Origin of the sequence: Stakelama portus (genome assembly GCF_003171655.1) — a bacterium.
Classification (GTDB): Bacteria; Pseudomonadota; Alphaproteobacteria; order Sphingomonadales; family Sphingomonadaceae; genus Sphingomonas; species Sphingomonas portus.
In genome coordinates, this window is record NZ_QFZL01000007.1 from 68,409 (window position 1) to 82,435 (window position 14,027).

A 14,027-nucleotide genomic window follows, 5' to 3' on the forward strand; every position below is an offset into this window, starting at 1 on the left:
CTGCCCGGCACGGCATGTTTCCCCGGTTTTCAGGGGAGATATCTCGCATGCGTGTTTTGCCGATCCTTGTTGCCGCCGGCCTGCTCGCCGCGCCTGCCCTCGCACAGCAAAGCCCCGATGGCTGGTATCGCATCACCGGCGACGATCAGATGGTCGTCTATGTCTATGGCGCACAGGACCGGACCGATGCCGGCAATCGACTGGCGATTGTGTCGAACCATGCGGTCGATCCCTTCGATTCCGACGGACGTGCCTATTCGGTCAACATCGCAACGGCGTTCGATTGCGAAGCGCGGACATTCCAGCGGCTGCTGTTCCGCACCTATGCGCTCGACGGCAGCGAGATCAGCGAAATGCCGTCGCAAAATACTGCCATGCGCCCGATCGCACCGGATACGATCGATGCGCGGATCGCCGATTTCGTATGCGATGGCGCCGGTGGCGAATTTGTCGAGGATATGCTGGCGGACGCGGCCTCCCGGCTCGACCGCGAATGATCGCGGCGGCGGCGCCTAGGAACGGCGCGCGCGCAGCTGCTTGACGATCAGGATGACCAGCGCCCAGGGCAAGGGCGCGAGGCCGATCAGAAAATTGGGCAGGCTGGATAACAGCGTGTCCCGGAAACCGGGGAACATCAGCAGCTGATAGGCGAGCATGATCGGCACTGCCCAGAAAGCATCGTACCAGCGCTTGCCGAAAATCCCGACCAGAACGCCGATCACGATCGCCTGCGGCGTGATCGCCCAGACGAGCAGCGCCTGAGCCACTCCGCCGAGATTCTGTTCCGGCGGAGTGAAGGTGATCATGTCAGTTCAGGCGCGCCATGCCGGCGATCGTCTGATCGACCAGCGGCTTGTCGGCTTCGACGCCATGTTTGTCGGCGATGATCGCACCGGCGGAGCGGGCGGCGGCATCGGCAGCGCGGGCGCGAACCTCGGCAATCGCACCACGCTCGGCGGCGGCGATCTTGTCCTCGGCCATCTTGGCGCGGCGCCCCATCAGTTCGGTCGCATCGGCTTCGGCCTTGGCCAGCAGCGCGGCTGCCTCTTCCTCGGCATGTTTGACGATCGCTTCGGCATCGCCTGCGCTCGCGGCGTTGCGCGCCTTGGCTTCGGCGAGCAGCGCTTCGGCTTCCTGGCGGATCGCATAGGCGCGATCGAGTTCCTTGCGCGTATCGGCAATGCGCTCGTCGAGCTTCGACGCGATCACCCGGTGCGCCTTGCCATAGACGAAGGCGAGAACAAGGAAGATGGTGATGCCGACATAGACCCAGCCTTCGGCATCGAGGCCGAGCAGCGTCGGATGATCGCCCTCATGCGGAGCACCACCGGGGGCTTCGGTCAGCGCGACCACTTCTTCATGTGCGGGCGGGGCGTGCAATGCCATGGTCAGTCCTCAGGCCAGCGCCGAACGCGCGGCTTTGGAAGCCGCTGCGGGCGTCGGGCGCTTGCCGGTCAGCTTTTCGACGATGTCGGACGCCGCATCGGCGGCAACCGCTTCGATTTCACTCATCGCCGCAGTGCGCGCGGCGTTGAGATCGGCTTCGGCAGCATCGGCGCGAGCGGCGAGCGCCGCATTCGATTCGGCCAGCCTGGCTTCGAGCGCCTTCGCCGCCCGGGTACGGGCTTCGGTCAGCCTGGCGCGGGCGGCATCCTGCGCCGCCGCGACGCCTGCATCATAATCGGCCTGCAGCTTGTCAGCAGTCGCCTTCGCCTTTTCGGCGGTATCCAGATCGCTGGACACCTGATCCTCGCGCGCCTGCATCACCTTGCCGAGACGCGGCAACGTGGCGAGCACGACGACGTAGAGGATGGCGAAGAACACCGCCAGCCAGACGAGCTGGGACAGAAATACGTTCGCGAAATCGAACTGAGGCATGGCCGTTCCGAACTATCGGTTTCCACTCATGCCGGCCGGTCGAAGCAAGCGCCTGCTGCCACGACCGGTCCGGCGCGAGCAGGACTTAGGAGAAGGCGAGAGCCAGCGCGACGACGGCCGCGATCAGGCCGAGCGCTTCGGTCACGGCGAAGCCGAAAATCAGGCGGCCGCCCATCTTGGCATCGGCTTCCGGATTGCGCAGCGCGCCCTGGAGATACATGCCGAAGATGGTGCCCACGCCGATGGCGGCGAGGCCGGCACCGATCGCCGCGAGGCCGGCGCCGATCTTGGCAGCAGTTGCGATATCCATGGGTATTCCCTTTCGTTAGCGAAATGCAGGTTTAGTGGAGATTGACGGCGTCGTTCAGATAGATCGACGCAAGCAGGGCGAACACATAGGCCTGAACCACCGCGATCAGAACTTCGAGCGCGGACAGCGCGACGTTCATCGAAAGCGGCAGGATGCCGAAGACATAGGGCAGCGCCCCGAACGAACCCAGCGACACGACGAAGGTGCCGAACACCTTCAGCAGCACATGGCCCGCAGTCATGTTGGCGAACAATCGGATCGCCAGCGTGAACGGACGGCTGAGGAAGCTGACGAATTCGATGAAGGCAACGAACAGCGCCAGCGGAAAGAAAGTGTCCTTCGGCCAGAACAGGCTGAAAAAATGCAGCCCGTGCCGCGCGAAACCGACGATGCAGACCACGACGAAAACGAGGAATGCGAGACCCAGCGTCACCGAAATATGGCTGGTCGGCGTGAACGCACCGACCCAGGGAATAAGCCCCAGCAGGTTGCAGGCGAGCACGAAGATGAAGATCGCGAAAATCAGCGGCGCATAGCGGCGCCCCTCCGGCCCGACATTTTCATCGAGCATGTTTCGCACAAAATCGTACACATACTCCACTGCCGCCTGCCACCGGTTCGGCACCAGCTTGGGCGAACGCGTACCGACGAACAGAAATGCTGAAACGATCGCAAGCGCGATCAGCATCCAGAGCGAGGAGTTGGTGAACGAAACATCATACCCACCCGCCTCGAGCGGATAGATGGGGTCGATTGCAAACTGTTCCATCGGACCGGCCATGGGGCTCTTACTCTCCGTTACCGGTGGTGGGATCGGCGTCGAACTGCGCCGAAGTCTTCATCGCGCGATACACGCCGGCGACAAAACCCAGGATCAGCAGGGCGATCATCACCCACGGACCGGTTCCGGCCCAGCGGTCGATCATCCAGCCGATGAACGCAGTGACGAGCACGGTGCCGACGAATTCGATGCCCACGGCCCAGCCGCGGCTTTCCGCCCGCCCTTCGGCGTTGGAGATGCCATGCTCATGCGCCGCCTTTGCTTCAGCGATGCGGCGGTCGAGGTCGTCGGAGTTTTTGTCGTCGGACAAGGTTCGCGCGATCCAGATATGAAAAAAGCCGCCGCGACTGGGCAGCGACAGGAACATCACAGCCACCCGGCTTGCGACGCGGCGCCCGTTTAGGAAGGCTCTAAAGCCGAGTCAACATCTCTGGTGCGCTGCGACGCGACTCGCACATGCGGCAAAGCGACGGGACGGCCATCGCCACCCCGCCGCATTGCGCGAAATCGTTACTGGCCGTTGGAGAGGCAGCGCGCGTCGCGCACCGGCGGCGACGAATCGCGCGTCATCCAGCGTCCATCGGGCGTCTGATATTTCTCGCCCGGCTCGGTCGCCAGAATCAGGCGGCACCCGGTGACGAACGCGAATTGCTCGACCGTCGACCCTTCGTCGGTCGCGCTCTGGGTATAGAGCGTCTTGCGACGGATATTGATATTGCTGACCAGCGCACGCAGCTGCGGTGTAGGCTCGCCGACAATCCCCAGATAGCCGTCCGGCTGCTCGCCCACCTGGCCGGCGGCGCGCGCGGCGGCATAGGCCGGGTCGCGATCCTGCGGCAGCATCATCGCCCCCGCCGCGGTGGCGGTTCCTGCCGCGATCAGAGCGGCGATTGCGATCTTGGTGACGAATTTCATCAGAAAACCCCTGGATTTTGCTGGATCACCGACTGGGCCTTGCTGTCCAGACGATAGACCACTTCCTGCGTGATCGAAATATTGAGGTCGATGACGATCGGCTTGTCCGGCGCCGAGATATTGATGCAACCTCCCAGCAGCAAGGCCGGGCCGGCAATCACGGCGGCGGCGAGCGTCTCTCTCCACCTGTTTCTGTTCACAATGGCGATCATGGCATTTCTTCGCTTTCGTCAGGCTGAACGGATTGTTGCTGCTGCTCCGTCTCGCGGCGCTGTTGTTCGAGTAGCTCGGGCAACTGGGTTTCGATCAATACCGAAGGATCGTACCAGCTCTGTATCGACCGGGCGAGTTGGCGGAATTGCGCGCGGATGGTGATGTTGAACACGATCGGCAGCTTGCTGATGCGCCGGGTAATGAAGTTCGTCCTGGCGCCCTCGCCCTGCCCCACGCCGGCAAAGCGGATCCGCGTGATCATTTCGCCGTCGAGCGGGCCGTCCATCGACAGGTCGAGGCTGCGATAGCGCAGCGATTTGAGCGCCTGGAACGCATAATTGCCCCAGAAGCCCAGATCCTCCTGCGTCAGTTCGCCGACATAGGCGACCGTCCCGCCATTGCGCGAATGCAGCTCGCCGCCGACGATCGTGCCGCCCTTGGCATCGAATACCATCGGCAGCACGCCGTCGAACACGCCGGTCGCGTCGACATTGTCGAAACTCATTTCCTGCAGGAAGCGGGCGGCATCGACGCCCACCACCCGGAACGTCATGTGTCGCTCCACTTGCTGACCGAAATCGAGCACCGTCGGCTCGAGGATCAGTTCCCCCCCGGCAAAGGGCCAGCGGCCATCGTCGATCGCGATCTTCTGTGCGCTGAGCAGTCGATAGCGAATCGTGCCGTTTTCGACCGGAATGCCGGGGTTGAGCAGCGTCACCGTCGCCGTCTGCACCTTGCCTTCCGGCGTCGTCATGCCGAGCAGGTCGCCAAATTCGATCTCGGTCGACAGCCCGGTGACGGGGCCGAACGCCGCCGACAAATCGGTATTCTGCGTGCGGAAACTGCCGGTGCTGGTCACACCGTCGCCATTCCAGCGGATCGTGCCCCGGCCCGACACCGTTCCCCGCACGTCGGCGATCACGCCATAGGTCAGCCCGGTCACCGCATCGGGCTGAAATCCCTTCGGACTGAACGCCAGATCCTCCACATCGAGCACCGCCTGCCCCGATCCGGCGCTCAGGTCGTGGGTCAGCGTGACTGCCGTCACCGTGCGCGCACCGCCCGGGACATGCAGCGTGCCCGCCGCATCGATTTTACTGCCATCGAGTGTCAGCACCACATCGTCGCTGATCAGCGTGTTGAACCGCGGCTCCTCGGCGGAATCGGCCACCTGCACCCCGCCATCGAGCGTCAGCTTGCCATCGGCCAGCGTCCAGTCGCCCTTGCCCTCGCTCAGCAGCAGCGGCACCTGACCGATCTGCCCCGCCGCGCCTGAAAAACTGCCGCCCACCCCGCTGGCGTCGATCGCCCCGGCAAGGTTCGCCACGTCGAGCCGCGTGACGCTCTCTCCCGCGCCGATCCGCGTTTCGACGCCGGTGAGCGCGAATTCCGTCGCCGCCAGCCCGAACCGGCCGGTCGCCGCGCGCAGTTGCAGCGGCGTACCGCCGATCTTGCCCGATAAAGCCAGATCGCGCGTGCGTACGCCGCCCGACATGCGCCCACCCGACATGCGCAGCATCGCCGCCCCTTCGGGGCAGAGCTGCAATCGCGTCGGATCGAGCGTCAGCGCCGAAACCGTCAGCTTCTGGAACGACGCCGGAACGCAGCGATCGTTCACCGATATTCCGCCCTTGCCGTCCCATTGCGCGACAATCGGCAGCGTCAGCCGATCGACCGAGCCGCCCGAAAGCGGGCCCGACAAAGTTGCGCGCGTCGCAATCTGCGTCCCTCCCCCCGGCGTCGCGCGGAAATCGACCGGGTCGAGCGCCAGTCGCGCCGATCCGGCGGCATAAGGGGCAAATCTCGCGCGGCCGGTCACTGCCGCGCCGGGCGCGGCCTGCGCCACGTCGATCCGGCCATCGGGCAGCCCGCCGCCGGTCATGGTGATCGTGCCGTTCAGCCGCACGCCGGTGCCGGTATCGAATCCGATCGCCGGGCGGCCGTCGACGCGAATACGCGCGCCGCTATCGGCATTCAGCGCGAGCGACGTGACGGCCAGCGCGCTGCGTTGGCCCTCCATCGCCAGCGAGAATTGTGCGTCTCCGCGCGACGCGCGCCCTGCCGCCACGAGTGCGGCAGAAAGTTTCTCGACCAGCGGCGCTGCCGGCGTGCCGGCGCCGCCCTGCGCAAATCCGGCGAGCATCTCGATCATGTCCTGTGTCGGCGCGATATGATCGGCCGCCACCGAGCCGGCGATCAGGGTCCGGTCGGCCAATCGGAAGCTGCCCTGCAACCGCACGTCACGCGCCGCACCCGGTCCGCCGGAAAGCGCCGCGGCATCAAGATCGAAACTGCCGCCGGTCAGCTTCGCATCGCCGTCGAACCCGATGCGCCCGCCCAGATCGCGCGCCTGCACGGCCTCGGTCGAAAGCCGGTCGAGCGCGAATCGCGTGTCGCCGCGCCAATGCGCAAACTTTGCATCCAGCCCAAGTTGCAGATCGGCGCGCAACCCCTGCGCATGCGTGGCGCCGCAATCGAGCGATCCCAGCCGCGCCGGCCCGCGAATTGCCGGCGCGCCCGACGCAATACCCAGATCGCCGACGATCGCCACGTCACGCGCCGTACAGCCATTGAGCGACAGCTGCGGCGCAACCGCCGCCAGCCGACCGCGAAATCCGTCGTCGAGCCGCCCCTTGCCCGCGACTTTCAGGCCGACCGCGCCATATTGGGTGGCGAGCCGCACGCGCAGATCGGCGATGTCGACGCGCAATTCGGGCAAGGCGAAGGGCTTGCCCGATGGCGGCGGCATCAGCCGGTCGATCTGTCCGAACGAAACCGATCCACCCTGCAACCGCGCGAACAGCCGCGCCGGCCCGACCCGCACTGCCGAAACCGATGCGCCCGAAAATCCCAGGCCGATATCGACTTCCACCCAATCGGCGACGAAATCGGGATGCGCGGGATCGCCGATCACGACATTGCTCAACCGCTGGGTGCGAAACCCGATCTGATCGACGGTATAGCTTGCGGTCACGTCGCGGCGCGCCAGTTCCCCGGCAAGAAAATCATCGGCGATGCCGCGGCGCTGCGTCCAGACGACAAGGACGGCGACAAGGATCACGATCAGCAGCGCGACGAGCGCCATGACGACGCGCCGTCCGCCCTTGCGCTGCTGCGCGTCGTTCGTCGCTTCGTCGTTCACGCGTCCTCAACTCCGGCACAACCCATTCGTTGCGCAAGCGACCATCCTACGCATGGTCCGTTGCGCGGCGCCAGCGGCTTGCCTAACCTCGCTGTTGCATGAGCGCTTCGGAACCAGACAATAGCGGCCACCGCGCCCGGCTGCGCCGGCGATTGTTCGAAGGCGGGCCGGATGCGCTGCTCGACCATGAACTGATCGAATATCTGCTCGCGCTCGCCATTCCGCGCCGCGATACCAAGCCGCTGGCCAAGGCGTTGCTGACCGAATTCGGCGGGATTGCCGGGCTGCTGACCGCCGATGCCGAAGCGATCGCGCGCGTGCCCGGCATGGGCGAAACCTCCGCCGCCGCGCTCAAGACCGCGCATGCCGCCGCGCTGCGCCTGTTGCGCGCGGAAGTTGCCGAGCGGCCCGTTCTCGCCAACTGGCAGGCATTGCTCGATTATCTGCGTGCCGACATGGCCCATCACGCGATCGAGCGCGTCCGCGTCCTGCATCTCAACACGCGCAACATGCTGATTCGCGACGAGTTGATGCACGAAGGATCGATCGACGAGGCCCCGGTCTATGTCCGCGAAGTCATCCGCCGCGCGATCGATCTGGGATCGGCGGCAGTGATTCTGGTCCACAATCATCCGTCGGGCGATCCGTCGCCCAGCCGCGCCGATATCGATATCACCCGGGCAGTGGCCGAAGCGGGAAAGCGGCTGGGCATCGCGCTGCACGATCATATCATCCTGGGGCGCGAGGGGCATAGCAGCCTGCGGGCAATGGGGGTGATCTGACGACATGGCCGGACGGGGCCCGGCGCGCCGAACATGAAACGACCGCCGGACAGGGTGCCCGGCGGTCGCTCCTATCATTGCGTCGAAACGCAGTAGTTACATCGCGCTGTCGCTCGACGACGTCGTGTTGTCCGCCGATTCAGCCGGCGTTTCGGTTGCCGCCGGTTCTTCGGCTGCCGCGCTCTGCTCGGCTGCCGGCAACAGCAGCGTTACCATCTCGCCCTGCGAGACCGATGCGTTGCTGTCCTTGTCGGCGAATTCGAACGCACGCTGGAGCCACGCGGCACCTTCTTCCGAAGCCGAATCGAAGGTCGGCTCCGAATTCTTGCGAAGATCGGTCATCCACGACGCGAATTCGGCCTGTTCGAGCGCGCCCGAGCTGTCGAGATCATATTTCGACCATTCGCCTGCAACCAGCTGCTTGATCTGGTCGGCGGTCGGACCCGACTGAGCGGGCGCTTCCTGCGGCGCTGCCTGCTGCGTTGCTGCCGGCGCGTCCTGCGCGGGGGCCGCTTCCGTCGTCTGCGCGAAAGCCGGCGCCGCAATCACAAAAGAGCTCGCGAAAAGAATATGTTTCAGCATGTTGAACCTGTTCTCCTTCATTGTTCGGGAAAATATTTTTGGACCCGATTTTTTAATGATCCCCATTCAGTCTATTCAACGATTGACTTCCCCATGGGGTTTCAAGTGGTGACCCGTTGCCGGGTCGTTTCGCCCTTGCTAGGGCGCGGCTCACCGCAGTTTCGCCCGAAGGCCTGCGGAGAAACAAAAATCCGAAAGGTCATCGATGGTCCCGCGTTACGCCCGCCCCGCCATGACAGCGCTCTGGGAACCCGAAGCGAAATTCCGCATCTGGTTCGAAATCGAAGCGCACGCCACCGATGCGCTCGCCGATCTGGGCGTGGTGCCGAAGGAAGCGGCCGCAGCGATCTGGGAAAAGGGTGCTTTCGAAGTCGATCGCATCGATGCGATCGAAGCCGAAGTGAAGCACGATGTCATCGCATTCCTTACCAACGTGGCCGAGCATGTGGGGCCCGAAGCCCGCTTCATGCACCAGGGAATGACGTCGTCGGACGTCCTCGATACCTGTCTGGCGGTCCAACTGTCCCGCGCCGCGGACATCCTTATTGATGATCTGGACAAGCTTCTCAACGCCTTAAAACACAAAGCGCATGAACATAAGCTGACCCCGACGATCGGGCGCAGTCACGGCATTCATGCCGAACCGGTTACGTTCGGCCTGAAACTGGCTGGATATTATGCGGAATTTTCGCGCAATCGCGACCGTTTGATCGCGGCGCGCAGCGATATCGCAACCTGCGCGATTTCGGGCGCGGTCGGTACTTTCGCCAACATCGATCCGCGTGTCGAAGCACATGTGGCCGAGAAGATGGGACTTTCGATCGAACCGGTTTCGACTCAGGTGATCCCGCGCGACCGCCATGCGATGTTCTTTGCCACGCTGGGCGTGATCGCATCGTCGATCGAGCGGCTGGCAACCGAGGTCCGCCATCTGCAGCGCACCGAAGTGCTCGAAGCCGAGGAATATTTCTCGCCGGGGCAGAAGGGCAGCTCGGCAATGCCGCACAAGCGCAATCCGGTGCTGACCGAAAACCTCACCGGTCTCGCCCGCATGGTTCGCAGCGCCGTTATTCCGGCGATGGAGAATGTCGCGCTGTGGCATGAGCGCGACATCAGCCATTCGTCGGTCGAACGTTTCATCGGCCCCGACGCCACCATCACGCTCGATTTCGCGCTCGCCCGCCTGACCGGCGTCGTCGAAAAGCTGGTCGTCTACCCCGAGCGGATGCTCAAGAACCTCAACAAGATGGGCGGGCTCGTCCATTCGCAGCGGGTGCTGCTGGCGCTGACTCAGGCGGGGGTCAGCCGCGAGGACGCCTATCGCCTGGTCCAGCGCAACGCGATGAAGGTCTGGGAATCGGACGGCGCGCTGTCGCTGCTCGAACTGCTCAAGGCCGATTCCGAAGTCACTGCTGCGCTGACCCCCGAACAAATCGAGGAACGTTTCGACCTCGATTATCATTTCAAACATGTGGATACGATTTTCGACCGCGTTTTTAACGCATGAACCCAGCCCATAGGGTGCTTCGCGATCGCACGGCGGAGGCGCATGCGCGCGTCGACGCCGCGTTCGCGCACTATGCTCTGCGTGATCGCGACAGCTATGCCGCGATGTTGCGGGCGCATCTCGATGCGCTCGTCCCGCTCGAAGCATCGCTGACGCGCCGGCAGGACCAGAGCCCGCTGCTTGCCGATTGGGAGGCGCGCCGCCGGCTGCCCGCGCTGCTCGCCGATCTCGACGCGCTCGACGCGCGCCCGTCGATCCTGGAGCCGGTCGCTACTTCGGATGCGTCGCCCGAAGCGCATATCGCCGGCACGCTCTATGTACTCGAAGGATCGCGGCTCGGCGGAAAATTCCTCGCCCGCCAGCTGCCATCCGACTTTCCTCGCCGCTATCTTGATGCAGATCAGCCATCCGACAACTGGCGGAAATTGCTGGAAAAGATCAATATCGTCCTATACGATTCGGAACTTCGGGATTCCGCCGTGGAAGCGGCGCTCTCGGCATTTGATGTCTTTGAGCGTTCCGGTCTCAAATGGTCGATGAAAGCGAAATGAGTGGCGGACAGCGATACCGAAACCTTTCAGGTTGATCTTACCAATTGCGACCGTGAGCCCATCCATCAGCTGGGGGCGATTCAGCCTTTCGGCTTCCTGATCGCATTGTCGACGGACTGGCTGATCCGACGGGCTTCGGCGAATGTGGAGGAGACTTTCGGAGTCAGCGCCGACGACATGCTCGGCACGCCGCTGTCCGAATATTTCTGTGCCCATGCCCTGCACCAACTGCGCAACCGGCTGACGGTGCTGCGCGGACCCGATGCCGTCGAACGGGTCTTCGGTGTCGCGATTTTCGCCAATCAGCCCGGCCGCCTCTATGATTTCGCACTGCATGCGAGCGAAGACGGCATCGTCCTCGAAGGCGAGCCGAGCGAAAGCGAATCGACCAGCGACCCCGCCTCCGCGATCCGCGCGATGATGGCCCGGCTGGACAATACCACCGAACTTTCCGCCTTTTTCCGCGAAGGCGCGCGTCAGGTGCGCGCGCTGACCGGTTTCGACCGGGTTATGGTCTATAAATTCGATGCCGACGGGTCGGGCACCGTGGTCGCGGAAGCGGCGCGGGCGGGCATCGGCAGCTTCCTCAACCTGCGCTATCCGGCGAGCGACATTCCGCAACAGGCGCGCAAACTCTATCTGCGCACGCCCTTCCGCATCATCGTCGATGTCGATCAGGTGCCGGTGCCGGTGCTGCCCCAGCGCGACGAGCGCGGCGAACCGATCGACCTGTCGCTGTCGGTGCTGCGGTCGGTGTCGCCGATCCATATCGAATATCTGAAGAATATGGGCGTCGCGGCGTCGATGTCGATTTCGATCATCGTCGAAGGCAAGCTGTGGGGCCTGTTCGCGTGCCACCATTATTCGGGCGGTCGCCGCCCGGGCTTCGAACGGCGCTCGATCGCCGAATTGTTCGGTCAGATGTTCGCGCTCAAGCTGGAAAGCCGCGAGCGCAAGGAACTGTCGGCCTATGAAACCTCGGCACGCGCGACCAGCGACCGGCTGCTTGCGGCGGTCGCCGGCGATGCCGGGCTGCTCGACAATCCCGAATGGCTCGGCGCGATGCTGCAGGAAACGGTGCCGTGCGACGGCATCGCAATCTGGATCGACGGGAAACTGGCATCGAGCGGCATGACACCGCCGCCCGAAGCCATCCCGATCATCGTCCGCCGTCTGAACGCAATGGCCGCCGGCCGTATCTTCGCCACCGACCATCTGAGCGACGTCCTGCCCTCGGCCGAACCCTATGCCGATGTGGCGGCCGGGCTTCTGGCGATCCCGATCAGCCGTTCGCCGCGCGATTATGTGCTGCTGTTCCGGCAGGAACTGATCCGCACCGTCAACTGGGCGGGCGACCCCCACAAGCCTGCGCAGCTCGGCCCGCACGGCCCCCGCCTCACCCCGCGCAAGAGCTTCGAGCTATGGGCACAGGAAGTGCGCGGCCGATCCGAGCCGTTCAATGAAGCCGAACAGCGCGTGGCGGAAATGCTGCGGGCATCGCTGATCGAAGTGGTATTGCGGCTCAACGACGATGCGCAGGAGGAGCGCCGCCTCGCCTCCGAGCGGCAGGAACTGCTCATCGCCGAACTCAATCACCGCGTGCGCAATATCCTCAGCCTGATCCGCGGACTGGTTCGCCAGTCGCGCGATCCCGCCGTGTCGGCCGCAACCTATATGGGGCTGCTCGAAGGGCGGATCGAAGCGCTGGCGCGCGCGCATGATCAGATCACCCAGGACAATTGGAGCCCGGCACCGCTCGCGCGGATCATCGATACCGAAGCCGCCGCCTATCTGGGTACGCGCGCGGGCCGTGTCGATCTCGACGGGCCGATGGTGATGCTGCGTCCGCGCGCCTTCACCACGCTCGCGCTGGTGCTGCACGAATTGATGACCAATTCGGCCAAATATGGCGCCCTGTCCGACAGCGGTTCGATACGCGTCACCTGGGATCTCGACGATGCCGGGGATTTGCGGATCCATTGGCGCGAGCGCGGCGGTCCCGCCGTCCAGCCGCCCCGGCGGCAGGGTTTTGGATCTACGATCATTCAGCGCTCGATCCCCTATGATCTCGGCGGGCTTGCCGAAGTGCGCTATCCCGTCACCGGGCTGGAGGCCGATTTCTGCATTCCCGCCGCTCAGGTCTCGCTCGATGGGGCGGCGGCGCCAGAATCGGGGAATCGCGACAAGAGCAGCGCCAGCGCGTTCGAAACGCCCGCAGTGCCGGAAAGCCGCCCGGTGCTGACCGGCGTGGCTTTGCTGGTCGAGGACAGCCTGATCATCGCGATGGACGCCGAGGACATATTGACGCGCATCGGCGCGCAACGCGTCGTCACGGCCGCCAGCATCGATCAGGCAAAGGTGGAAATCGAAAACGAGCAGTTCGAAGTGGCGGTGCTCGACGTCAATCTCGGATCGGAAACCAGCATCACCATCGCCGATACGCTGCGGGAAATGGGCGTGCCCTATATCTTCGCCACCGGCTATGGCGAACAGCTGCGCCTGCCCGACGAACATGCCGAGGCGCCGATCATTCAGAAACCCTATACGGCAGGCAATATCGCCTGGACGCTGGGCGAACTTCTCGGGCGTTAGGTCGTAGACTCATAAACCCGCAGCCAGAGCCGCATTGAGGCAAGTTGGACGATAGCGAGGGAAGTTTTCGGCCTGCTTGTCGAGCGGGTAGCAACCCTGCAGAAGTGCTTCAGCTTGGAGAAAAACCGCTCGATGAGGTTGCGCTCTCGGTAAAGCCATGTGCTGAAATACGGCTTCGACCTGCGATTGGACTTCGGTGGGATATTGGCGAACGCGCCTTTGTCGCGGAGAGACGCCCGGATGCGATCGGCGTCATGGGCATTGTCGGCCAGAAGAGTGGTCCTCGCTCCAGCGCGAACGAGTAGATCATCAGCAGCTTGCCCGTCATGACTTTGGCTGGCGGTCAGACTCAGCCGGACAGGAAGACCTTGACCATCGACAACCGCGTGGATTTTGGTCGTGAGACCGCCTCGGAAACGACCGAAACAATGATCTCGATCCCCCTTTTTGCCGTCGCGGCCTGCTGGCGGGCGCGAACCGAAGTGCTGTCGATCATCTGGATGTCGCCGTCGTGGGCAGCGGTAGTAGCATCCATCAGTCCCAGACACCCGCCTTCCGCCATCGCACGAAGCGGTTGTAACAGGTGGTTCGCCGACCATATCGTTCAGGGAGGTCAAGCCGCGGTGGCACCGGAGCGCAGCACCCAGAAGATGCCTTTCAGCACGCGGTGATCATAGACCCGGGCACACCTCGGAGCTTGTTGGGCAGAATTGGTTGGATCAGGCGCCACTCGAAGCCTGTCAGGTCGTATCGGCTCATGCAGGCGCTGAATCA

Annotated in this window: 15 protein-coding genes and 1 pseudogene; 5 read left to right on the forward strand and 11 right to left on the reverse strand. The window is 64.0% G+C overall.

Annotated elements, in window-relative coordinates:
- Positions 1-47 precede the first annotated feature (47 nt).
- Positions 48-497 (forward strand): surface-adhesin E family protein, encoded by a 450-nt coding sequence (locus DKB74_RS16375; protein WP_109809269.1) that lies wholly within the window; start codon positions 48-50, stop codon positions 495-497.
- Between the two features lie 15 nt (positions 498-512).
- On the opposite strand, the gene DKB74_RS16380 is transcribed toward DKB74_RS16375, so the two are convergent.
- The 9 genes from DKB74_RS16380 to DKB74_RS16420 form a co-directional block, all read right to left on the reverse strand.
- Entirely contained in the window at positions 513-806 is a 294-nt protein-coding gene (locus tag DKB74_RS16380; RefSeq protein WP_109809270.1) for a hypothetical protein, read from the reverse strand.
- A gap of 1 nt (position 807) precedes the next feature.
- A complete protein-coding gene (locus DKB74_RS16385) occupies positions 808-1,386 on the reverse strand; it encodes a F0F1 ATP synthase subunit B family protein (protein WP_109809271.1) in 579 nt (192 codons plus the stop codon).
- Positions 1,387-1,395: 9 nt separating this feature from the next.
- On the reverse strand, positions 1,396-1,878 hold the full coding sequence (locus DKB74_RS16390; RefSeq protein ID WP_109809272.1) for a F0F1 ATP synthase subunit B family protein: 483 nt from the start codon (positions 1,876-1,878) through the stop codon (positions 1,396-1,398).
- 85 nt (positions 1,879-1,963) lie between these two features.
- On the reverse strand, positions 1,964-2,188 hold the full coding sequence (locus DKB74_RS16395) for an ATP synthase subunit c family protein (RefSeq protein WP_109809273.1): 225 nt from the start codon (positions 2,186-2,188) through the stop codon (positions 1,964-1,966).
- Positions 2,189-2,219: 31 nt separating this feature from the next.
- Positions 2,220-2,969, reverse strand: coding sequence for a F0F1 ATP synthase subunit A (locus DKB74_RS16400; RefSeq protein WP_109809274.1), 750 nt, complete (start codon positions 2,967-2,969; stop codon positions 2,220-2,222).
- Positions 2,970-2,976: 7 nt separating this feature from the next.
- A complete protein-coding gene (locus DKB74_RS16405; protein ID WP_109809372.1) occupies positions 2,977-3,336 on the reverse strand; it encodes an AtpZ/AtpI family protein in 360 nt (119 codons plus the stop codon).
- Between the two features lie 143 nt (positions 3,337-3,479).
- Positions 3,480-3,884: a YdbL family probable chaperone protein gene (locus tag DKB74_RS16410; RefSeq protein WP_109809275.1), complete on the reverse strand. Its 405-nt coding sequence runs from the start codon at positions 3,882-3,884 to the stop codon at positions 3,480-3,482.
- Positions 3,884-4,096, reverse strand: coding sequence for a YnbE family lipoprotein (locus DKB74_RS16415; protein WP_109809276.1), 213 nt, complete (start codon positions 4,094-4,096; stop codon positions 3,884-3,886). Before DKB74_RS16415 ends, DKB74_RS16410 begins: the two co-directional genes overlap by 1 nt.
- Positions 4,093-7,239 (reverse strand): intermembrane phospholipid transport YdbH family protein, encoded by a 3,147-nt coding sequence (locus tag DKB74_RS16420; RefSeq protein ID WP_109809277.1) that lies wholly within the window; start codon positions 7,237-7,239, stop codon positions 4,093-4,095. The genes DKB74_RS16415 and DKB74_RS16420 overlap by 4 nt, the downstream gene beginning before the upstream one ends.
- Positions 7,240-7,337: 98 nt before the next feature.
- On the opposite strand from DKB74_RS16420, the gene radC reads away from it, so the two are divergent.
- Positions 7,338-8,021 carry a RadC family protein gene (gene radC, locus DKB74_RS16425; RefSeq protein ID WP_109809278.1) on the forward strand — a complete coding sequence of 228 codons (684 nt, stop codon included), beginning with the start codon at positions 7,338-7,340 and terminating at the stop codon, positions 8,019-8,021.
- A gap of 96 nt (positions 8,022-8,117) precedes the next feature.
- Here the strand turns inward: radC and DKB74_RS16430 are convergent, their stop codons facing one another.
- Positions 8,118-8,570 carry a calcium-binding protein gene (locus DKB74_RS16430; protein ID WP_145961031.1) on the reverse strand — a complete coding sequence of 151 codons (453 nt, stop codon included), beginning with the start codon at positions 8,568-8,570 and terminating at the stop codon, positions 8,118-8,120.
- Positions 8,571-8,808: 238 nt separating this feature from the next.
- Between DKB74_RS16430 and purB the strand changes: the two genes are divergently transcribed.
- Genes purB through DKB74_RS16445 form a run of 3 tightly spaced genes read left to right on the forward strand, consistent with a single transcriptional unit; the run spans position 8,809 to position 13,253 of the window.
- Positions 8,809-10,110: an adenylosuccinate lyase gene (gene purB, locus DKB74_RS16435; RefSeq protein WP_109809280.1), complete on the forward strand. Its 1,302-nt coding sequence runs from the start codon at positions 8,809-8,811 to the stop codon at positions 10,108-10,110.
- Positions 10,111-10,124: 14 nt separating this feature from the next.
- Positions 10,125-10,661 carry a biliverdin-producing heme oxygenase gene (locus DKB74_RS16440; protein WP_239987568.1) on the forward strand — a complete coding sequence of 179 codons (537 nt, stop codon included), beginning with the start codon at positions 10,125-10,127 and terminating at the stop codon, positions 10,659-10,661.
- The gene (locus DKB74_RS16445) at positions 10,662-13,253 is read left to right on the forward strand and encodes an HWE histidine kinase domain-containing protein (protein ID WP_109809282.1); all 2,592 of its coding nucleotides are present in this window, start codon (positions 10,662-10,664) and stop codon (positions 13,251-13,253) included.
- Here DKB74_RS16445 and DKB74_RS16450 read toward each other — a convergent pair.
- Positions 13,250-14,012, reverse strand: a pseudogene (locus DKB74_RS16450) (IS5 family transposase). The gene DKB74_RS16445 and the pseudogene DKB74_RS16450 overlap by 4 nt on opposite strands.
- Positions 14,013-14,027 lie beyond the last annotated feature (15 nt).

What these genes read in the sequence shown, in the direction of transcription:
- DKB74_RS16375 (WP_109809269.1), top strand. Translation starts at nt 48, where the DNA reads ATGCGTGTTTTGCCGATCCTTGTTGCCGCCGGCCTGCTCGCCGCGCCT.
- DKB74_RS16380 (WP_109809270.1), bottom strand. Translation starts at nt 806, where the DNA reads ATGATCACCTTCACTCCGCCGGAACAGAATCTCGGCGGAGTGGCTCAG.
- DKB74_RS16385 (WP_109809271.1), bottom strand. Translation starts at nt 1,386, where the DNA reads ATGGCATTGCACGCCCCGCCCGCACATGAAGAAGTGGTCGCGCTGACC.
- DKB74_RS16390 (WP_109809272.1), bottom strand. Translation starts at nt 1,878, where the DNA reads ATGCCTCAGTTCGATTTCGCGAACGTATTTCTGTCCCAGCTCGTCTGG.
- DKB74_RS16395 (WP_109809273.1), bottom strand. Translation starts at nt 2,188, where the DNA reads ATGGATATCGCAACTGCTGCCAAGATCGGCGCCGGCCTCGCGGCGATC.
- DKB74_RS16400 (WP_109809274.1), bottom strand. Translation starts at nt 2,969, where the DNA reads ATGGCCGGTCCGATGGAACAGTTTGCAATCGACCCCATCTATCCGCTC.
- DKB74_RS16405 (WP_109809372.1), bottom strand. Translation starts at nt 3,336, where the DNA reads ATGTTCCTGTCGCTGCCCAGTCGCGGCGGCTTTTTTCATATCTGGATC.
- DKB74_RS16410 (WP_109809275.1), bottom strand. Translation starts at nt 3,884, where the DNA reads ATGAAATTCGTCACCAAGATCGCAATCGCCGCTCTGATCGCGGCAGGA.
- DKB74_RS16415 (WP_109809276.1), bottom strand. Translation starts at nt 4,096, where the DNA reads ATGATCGCCATTGTGAACAGAAACAGGTGGAGAGAGACGCTCGCCGCC.
- radC (WP_109809278.1), top strand. Translation starts at nt 7,338, where the DNA reads ATGAGCGCTTCGGAACCAGACAATAGCGGCCACCGCGCCCGGCTGCGC.
- purB (WP_109809280.1), top strand. Translation starts at nt 8,809, where the DNA reads ATGGTCCCGCGTTACGCCCGCCCCGCCATGACAGCGCTCTGGGAACCC.